Origin of the sequence: Nocardioides sp. NPDC058538, assembly GCF_042719275.1 — a bacterium.
GTDB lineage: Bacteria > Actinomycetota > Actinomycetes > Propionibacteriales > Nocardioidaceae > Nocardioides.
On sequence record NZ_JBHXNY010000061.1, the window covers coordinates 15,137 to 17,313 of the forward strand.

The window sequence follows — 2,177 nt, forward strand, 5'->3', positions numbered from 1 at the left end:
TTTTACTCTTGGGGGGGGGGGGGGGGCGGGGGGTGGGGTTTTTGCCGCGCCCCATTCTCCCCCCCCCCCGGCGTTGGGGGGGGGACCGCCCCCCCCGACTCCGCGCTTCGCGCGGTTACTCCCTCGCCGGATCTCAGCGCATCTCGATGCCGGGGCGGTCGCTGATGAGGTGGTCGGAGACCGCGTTCATCACTCGACCCAGAGCCGCGAAGTCGTCTTCGCTGACCAGATCGATGAGGTAGTCGCGTACGCCGGTGACGTGGACGTGAGCCGCCTCGCGCAGCAGCTCGAAGCCGCGGTCGCTGAGGGTCGCGACGACACCGCGGCCGTCCTCGGCCGAGTTGCGGCGTTCGACGAGCCCGGCGCGCTCCATCCGGGTGATCGTGTGCGTGATCCGAGAGCGCGAGTGAGCCAGGGAGTCGGCTAGCTGAGCCATCCGCATGGCGCCGTCGTTCTCGGAGAGGCGTACGAGGATCTCGTACTCCGGGAGCGAGATGTCGAAGCGGGTGCGTAGGTCGGCGTCCAGGCGGTCATCGAGCAGGGTCATCCCCATCATCAGCGCACGCCACGAGCGCTGTTGCTCCTCATCCAGCCACCGAGTCTCATCACCCACGGGGCATTACGTTAGACCTCTCTGCGGGCTGTTCCATGCACTGGCACCCCTTAACGGCCAGGAAGTTGTCACCGAAGGTTCGATCCGAACCCGGGACGAGAGCCCTGAAACAGTCGGGACCAACGGCAGAATGACCCGGGACCTTAGCCCGGCGACCGGAGCGGCCTCGATCCTTCACAGCCCCTAGAAACAATTCGCCACGGCTCCAGGTAAAGGCGAAGATTGCTCGGTGTCGACTCCCCCTGCTCTCGGTCTCCGTGACTTCATAGCCGCACTTCCACGCGAGGGCCGCTGGCTCCTGTCGACGGTCGCGATCCAGCTCCTCGGTCGCGGCATGACGCTGCCGTTCACGATCATCTACCTGCATGAGGCACGCGGCTTCGACCTCGGTCTCGCCGGCACCCTGATGGGCCTGATCGCCATCGTCGGCTTCATTGTCACCGGCCCGGCGGGCAGCCTGATCGACAAGTACGGTGCCCGCCCCGTCATCCTCGGCGGTCTGGTCTGTGCGATCGCCGGCGACGTCATGCTCGCCTTCGCCACCACCCCGGTGCTCGCCGGTGCGGCGCTGTGCCTTCTGGGTGTCCAGGCCGGCGTGTCCTGGCCGGCCGCCAACGCCCTGGTCGCCACTGTGGTCGAGGGTGAGCTGCGGCAGCGCTATTACGGGGTGAACTTCGCGCTGATCAACCTCGGCATCGGCGTCGGCGGCGTCATCGGCGGGCTCTTCATCGACGTGAGCCGGCCTGAGACGTTCACCTACGCCTTCCTCGCCAACGCCGCCACCTTCACGATCCCGGCCCTCGTCCTGCTCGGCCCCCTGCGTCATCTGCACGGCCGCGCCGCGCGACCTGCTGCCGACGAGCCCGACGCGACCGCGTCGTACGCCACGATCCTGCGCCGTCCCGAGGTCATCTGGCTGGTGGTGATCGGGGTGCTGCTCTCGACCCTGGGCTATGGCCAGATCGAGAGCGGGTTCCCGGCCTACTCGCGTCAGATCGCCGAGGTCTCCACCCGTGTCATCGGGTTCGCGTTCGTAGTGAACTGCGCCGTGATCGTGCTCGCCCAGTTCTGGGTGATGAACCGGGTCAGCGGACGGCGGCGCACACGAGTACTCGTCGCCACCGCAGCGATCTGGGGCCTGGCCTGGGTGGTGTTCGGGGCGACCGGCCTGGTGCCCGGCTCCGTCGCGGCCATCGTCGGCGTGGTCGCCTTCCAGGGCATCTTCTTCGCCCTCGGCGAGACGCTGATGCAGTCGGCCTACCCGGCTCTGACCAACGACATGGCGCCCGACCATCTGCGCGGGCGCTACAACGCGATCAACTCGGCCTCGTTCCAGACCGGGGCGATCATCGGCCCGATCCTGGCCGGCTTCCTGCTCGAGCACGGCCAGTCGACGATGTTCATCGCACTGATGGTGGTCGGCTGTGTCGGCATCGTCGCCGCCTCGATGCGGCTCGAGCGCCGGATCACCCCAGCCGTGAACGGCGTACGCCCGGCAGCGACCCAGGAGCCCGCCACCCTGTGACAACCGCGCCGAGTCGGCTCGTTGTAACGAGCCGACTCG

2 protein-coding genes are annotated in these 2,177 nt (G+C 68.0%); one reads left to right on the top strand and one right to left on the bottom strand.

Going from position 1 to position 2,177, the window contains the following annotated elements; all coding sequences use genetic code 11:
* Window positions 1-133 precede the first annotated feature (133 nt).
* Window positions 134-613, bottom strand: coding sequence for a MarR family winged helix-turn-helix transcriptional regulator (locus tag ACFWQC_RS27670; protein WP_378685857.1), 480 nt, complete (start codon window positions 611-613; stop codon window positions 134-136).
* A 229-nt stretch (window positions 614-842) separates the two neighbouring features.
* On the opposite strand from ACFWQC_RS27670, the gene ACFWQC_RS27675 reads away from it, so the two are divergent.
* Window positions 843-2,138, top strand: coding sequence for an MFS transporter (locus tag ACFWQC_RS27675; protein ID WP_378685860.1), 1,296 nt, complete (start codon window positions 843-845; stop codon window positions 2,136-2,138).
* The last annotated feature ends 39 nt before the right edge of the window (window positions 2,139-2,177 follow it).